Annotated in this window: 4 protein-coding genes; 3 read left to right on the top strand and 1 reads right to left on the bottom strand. The window is 54.0% G+C overall.

What is annotated here, in order from left to right:
- The 3 genes from O2N63_RS17405 to O2N63_RS17395 form a co-directional block, all read left to right on the top strand.
- On the top strand, positions 1-698 hold a 698-nt coding region (locus O2N63_RS17405), incomplete at its 5' end, for a PP2C family protein-serine/threonine phosphatase (protein WP_271055581.1).
- Positions 695-1,831, top strand: a complete 1,137-nt coding sequence (locus O2N63_RS17400) for a transporter substrate-binding domain-containing protein (protein WP_271055580.1) — start codon at positions 695-697, stop codon at positions 1,829-1,831. The genes O2N63_RS17405 and O2N63_RS17400, both read left to right, overlap by 4 nt.
- Before the next feature lie 44 nt (positions 1,832-1,875).
- Entirely contained in the window at positions 1,876-2,985 is a 1,110-nt protein-coding gene (locus O2N63_RS17395; RefSeq protein ID WP_271055579.1) for a transporter substrate-binding domain-containing protein, read from the top strand.
- A gap of 510 nt (positions 2,986-3,495) precedes the next feature.
- Here the strand turns inward: O2N63_RS17395 and O2N63_RS17390 are convergent.
- Positions 3,496-4,146, bottom strand: a complete 651-nt coding sequence (locus tag O2N63_RS17390) for an HAD family hydrolase (protein ID WP_271055582.1) — start codon at positions 4,144-4,146, stop codon at positions 3,496-3,498.
- Positions 4,147-4,350: the final 204 nt, after the last annotated feature.

The following is a 4,350-nucleotide window of genomic DNA, read 5'->3' as shown; positions in this document are numbered from 1 at the left end:
ACGGGATGGGCGGCCATGACGCTGGGGATGTGGCTTCATCTCTGGTGAGGGATGCCTGGCGGACATTGTTCGATGCCCTGTTGGAACAAGAGGGCCAGCGTGAGAGTAAACTGGTTGACGGATTGGTGCATGCCACGATGAACGCCAATCGTGCGATTTCCGACTATGTCGACAACCTGGACAGAGCGGCCATGATGGGCTCGACCCTTTTGGGCGTGCTTCTTCTGGATCGTCGGCTGTTTTGGGTTTCGATCGGGGATTCGCCACTTTACCTGCATCGAAATGGGCGTCTCATACGGGTCAACGAAGACCATTCCATGGCGCCTATCATCGACGCACAGGCTGCCGATGGAACGATCTCCGTGGAACAGGCCCGTCAGCACCCTGATCGAAACCAGCTGACCTCGGTTGTTGCGGGTGGTCCAATCCCGCGTATCGACTGTCCAAGCCTGCCGCTAGAACTCGCACAGGGCGACATCATTCTGGTGGCAAGCGACGGGCTGCAATCTTTGGAAGATATAGAGATCCAGTCTCTTCTGAACACCCACCAAGCAGCTCCTGCCCAAGACATCTCCATGATTCTTTTGCAGGCGTTGCAGGCAGTGGGCAACCGCGACCAGGACAATATCTCAATCGCGGTCATCAAACCGCTAAACATCAGAAAACAGGCCATGAGTGAGGTAAAGCAAGTACAATGAGGAAATTTCTGATCGCGTCCAGCCTTGTGATTGCCGCAACGACTGGTACGGCCTCTGCACAAGAAGCCTGCTCTGATTATGTGGTCAAGCGCGGCGACAGCCTGCGTGAGTTGGCTCTGAAGGTATTTGGAACGTTCGACTATCGGATCATTTATAACGCCAATCGTGAAAGGATTGGCAGGGATCCGAATATTATTAGGATCGGTACGACGCTGAAGATCCCCTGCTTGCCCGAAGAGGACACCAGCGCCGAAGACGTGCAAACCAGCGAAGATGCAGTGGTTGCTGTCAACGTTGCGGCAAAGGAAGCGATCAAAGCCGTACCCGCTGAAGACGCCGCAATGCCCCGCGACGCCGAACCACAGGAACGTCCTGGCATCCATGACCGGCAGCTGTTGATGATCACAGGCGGCAACTACGCGCCCTTCACGGATGAAAAGTTGCCAAACCGCGGGCTCTATACTCACTTGGTCGAAACCGCATTACTGCGGGCGGCGCCGGAACAGTCCTACAAGATACAGTTCGTCAACGACTGGTCGTCGCATTTGGACCTCTTGATGCCAACCCTGGCCTTTGACGCCACCTTCCCGTGGTCACGCCCCAAGTGCGAAGAGGCCGAAGCGTTGTCCGACAAGGACCGCGCCCGATGTGAGACCTACAATTTCTCTGACCCTTTCTACGAGGTTGTGGATACGTACTTTGCCAAGGACGGTTCTGGGTACGAGGCAACCCGAACGCACGCTGACTTTGCTGGCGCCACATTTTGCCGACCCGAAGGCTGGTCACTGTCTCATATGGATGCTGTGGGGCTTTATGAGCCTGCAATCAAGCTGTTGCGACCGGTTGAACCTGACGAGTGCTTCCATGCCGTTATGGATGGTCGCGTAGATATTGTCGCAATCGAAGCGCATCTGGCTGTCAAGTCGTTGCGCCGGCTCGGATACGAACATCAGATCATCGAAAACCCTAACTTGGCGGCCATCAAGTCACTTAACGTGATGACACATAAGGATAATCCTGATGGAGAGGCGATCCTTGGGGCGCTTAATCAAGGTCTGGAAATTATGCAGAAATCGGGGGAATGGCGCGACATCATTTCATCAGCGCTGCGCCACCAAATGGAAAATGGATAGGGCACCGAAAAGCTCGACATAAGAAATCTCTGGAGGAAGTAGAAATGTTTGAATTAAATCTCAAAAAACTCGCGATGTCAGCGGTGGCCTTCACTGTGCTTAACGCTGGTGCGGCGGCTGCGCAGGAAGCCTGTACCAATCACACCGTATCGGACGGTGACACATTGGCGACGATTGCCATTGCCGCTTACGGTACTTCGAATTACCAGCCAATCTTCAACGCAAACCGGAACATCATCAACAATCCGAACTCTCTTGAGCCAGGCTTGGTTCTGGCGCTACCTTGTGAGGACGGCAGTCTGCCGAACGGCCGGAGTGCCCAAGAAATCATCTCCGCAGAAGAAGCGCGCGCCGCCAGCGTCAAACGTTCAAGCGTTTATAACCCGCCGATCAAGCTGGTTACAGGCAACGGTTGGGCGCCCTTCGCCGATGAAAGTTTGAACGGCGGTGGCGCCATCACGCGTTTGGCTACCGCATCGCTTCAGCGCGGTGGCAACGACCGTGAATATTCGGTCAGCTTCGTGGATGACTGGAATTCGCATCTCGAAACGCTTCTGCCGTTAGGTGCCTTTGACATCTCGATGGCATGGAACATGCCTGACTGCACCAACCGCACCTATGAATGGTCGTGGGAAACCAAAGTGCGCTGCACCGAATTCGATACTTCGGTCCCGGTCTATGACATTGTGGTTGGCTTCTACACTCTGCCGGAAAGCGAATACGCAAACGCGACCACATTTGACGAACTCAAGGGCGCAACCATCTGCCGTATGGAAGGCTGGTTTATTCACGACATGGAAGAACGCGGGTTGCGTAATGGCGAAACAATCACTCTGATGCAGCCTGTCACCGCCCGCGAATGTCTGGATGCAGTTCTGACCGGCACTGCGGATTTCGCGACCTTCGAGGTTCAGCTGTTTGCGGACACCATGGTCGAAATGGGCCTGAACCAGAACGACATCGTTGAAAATCCATTCGTCAACACGATGTCATCTCTGCGCTTTATTGCACACCGCAGTAACCCGTTCGGCCGCCAATATCTCGCAATGACAAACCGCGGACTGAATGAAATGCGTGAATCCGGTGAGTGGTATGCCATCGTTTCCGATACTTTGCGCGAGCATAATGAAAAGCTGATGGCAGCGACGAACTAATTCATTTCGCATGAGCATGGTTTCAAGGGGCCGGCGTGGGTGCTGGCCCTTTTCTGTTGGGTGTCCATATCCGCACAGTGGAACGCTTTCCCTCTGTGGACGGAGGGATAGGTCAGCGGAAGCAATAAATGTCATATCTTGAGAGGCTTAGATAGGATGACAGCATCATAGGGTGTGTGTCCTACTTTATGTCACACCCGACTTTAGGCCGCTAACCCTATGATTTGGAAGTAAATGGAGGCGAGTACCAGACGCGCTACCATTTTCTAAGGGCCTAACTTGCCTAGATGAGCTCCCCAACCGAACCGGTCCTCCATTTCCAAAACATAGCGGTGGACCAGTTCAGTTGGGGGGCTCAGAAAGGTCTCATTGACGATTATGGTGAGAGGGGGCTGTGGGTGAACGCGCCTCCAGAAACCTTTTCCAGTGACAAAGACTACTATCGGAAGATCTCTGTGGACAACAGAAATGAGAATGCTCGTGAAGTGTTCAACCGGATCTCGGAAAATATCACCTGATCCCACCCTGAATTTCGGCTTCGGGTGCCCTGGATAGAAGACGCTTCTTTACCCAACGCTCGATGTCTTGTGGACATTGCGCGATGTCGTCGACTCCCGCCTGCAAAAGGCGGGAAACCGATTGCCATCCCCAGCTTACGCCGATCGATGGCACGTTGGCTTCCCGGGCTGCGCTGATGTCGCTTACCCCATCTCCGACCAGCGCCAACAGATGACGACCGTTCTTCTGTAAGGTCTTCATCTTGTCGGCCTTGGTGCCCGGATCATCCCGCGACAAGATCAGCGTGACTGCATCAGACCCGCCGTGTTGATCCAGAAACCGGTCGATGAAGGCGCGTGGAGAGGCTGACAAGATGCCGACCTCCACTCGACAGGACACTTTGTGAAGCAGTTCAATCATGTCGTTAAAGGCAGGGGCCGTGGCCGTGCTTTTGCTCAACAAATAACTGGACATGGCAGTATATTCCACAGGGCCCAGGCCAAGCGATTGGGCGAGGCATTCAAAGCTGACATGGGAGAGCGTTGCAAATGGGTTTTTCGGAAGCTGAACAGGGTGACCCAACTGCCTTGCGGTGCGTGTGCAAATTGAAGTGTAAATACCGAGGCTATCGGCAATAACTCCGTCGAAATCAAACAACAGCATTGCGGTTTTTTGGGGCATGTTAGGTACCAATAAAGGAGGGTCGTGGCGACTCTTCTAAAAAACACACACCTCCTTTGTCGGGCGATCTCTTCGATTGCGTCCGACAAAGTGGCGTGTGTCTCAGTTGGGCGACTGGGGAGGGAATGCGCTGCCCGGAAGAGTTCGGTCAGATCACGGCCTCAAACAGCTCACGCAAGTTCTCTC

Origin of the sequence: Aliiroseovarius salicola (assembly GCF_027891095.1) — a bacterium.
In the GTDB taxonomy this organism is placed as follows: domain Bacteria; phylum Pseudomonadota; class Alphaproteobacteria; order Rhodobacterales; family Rhodobacteraceae; genus Aliiroseovarius; species Aliiroseovarius salicola.
The sequence above is the reverse complement of the archived record's forward strand: the minus strand, read 5'-3'. Positions and strand labels throughout refer to the sequence as shown.

Bases quoted from the DNA above. Each gene is read 5' to 3' on its own strand.
- O2N63_RS17400 (WP_271055580.1), top strand. From the start codon at position 695: ATGAGGAAATTTCTGATCGCGTCCAGCCTTGTGATTGCCGCAACGACT.
- O2N63_RS17395 (WP_271055579.1), top strand. From the start codon at position 1,876: ATGTTTGAATTAAATCTCAAAAAACTCGCGATGTCAGCGGTGGCCTTC.
- O2N63_RS17390 (WP_271055582.1), bottom strand. From the start codon at position 4,146: ATGCTGTTGTTTGATTTCGACGGAGTTATTGCCGATAGCCTCGGTATT.